Here is a 516-nt window from a genome sequence, read left to right as displayed (position 1 = left end):
AACCTATGAGGGTATTCATAACCAGCTGCTGGATCATGGGACCAGAAATCCTGGCATCCCGACCAACAACCACTTTGAGGTTTTCTTTCTTTCGGCTGTTCTTCAGCCAGCTTCCGTAGGAGGCTGCAAATTTAACAGCATCGATTGGGGTAAGGTTTTCTGAAGGCTTTCCTCCAATGGTTCCGCGAATTCCGGAAATGGATTTTATTAGAGTCATAATCGGTTATTCTAAATGTTGTTCTAAAATGTCATTTTTGACACCTCTCCTTTCCGTAGAAAATTTCAGCATAAAAAATCAAGTTGGGCAAAGATACAGTCCTTCTTCAGCAGTCACAAACCTTAACAAAAATTAAACATTCAGAAATCTTACCTTAGCCTGCATGAATTTTCTTGCGCACATATATTTATCCGGTGATGATGAAGAATTGATCCTGGGAAATTTTATTGCCGATTCTATTAAAGGCAAGAAATATCTCAGTTTTCCTCCCGGAGTTCAGAAGGGAATTTTGCTCCACC

Annotated in this window: 1 protein-coding gene and 1 pseudogene; one reads left to right on the top strand and one right to left on the bottom strand. The window is 40.1% G+C overall.

What is annotated here, in order from left to right; translation table 11 throughout:
• Positions 1-217, bottom strand: a pseudogene (locus tag HC175_RS17370) (phosphoglucosamine mutase); the annotation flags it as partial.
• Between the two features lie 163 nt (positions 218-380).
• On the opposite strand from HC175_RS17370, the gene HC175_RS24350 reads away from it, so the two are divergent.
• Positions 381-516: ACP phosphodiesterase (locus tag HC175_RS24350; RefSeq protein WP_438865955.1), on the top strand; the 136-nt coding region annotated here is incomplete at its 3' end.

This window comes from Salinimicrobium oceani (assembly GCF_012037645.1).
This window is presented reverse-complemented; position numbering and strand designations above follow the sequence as displayed.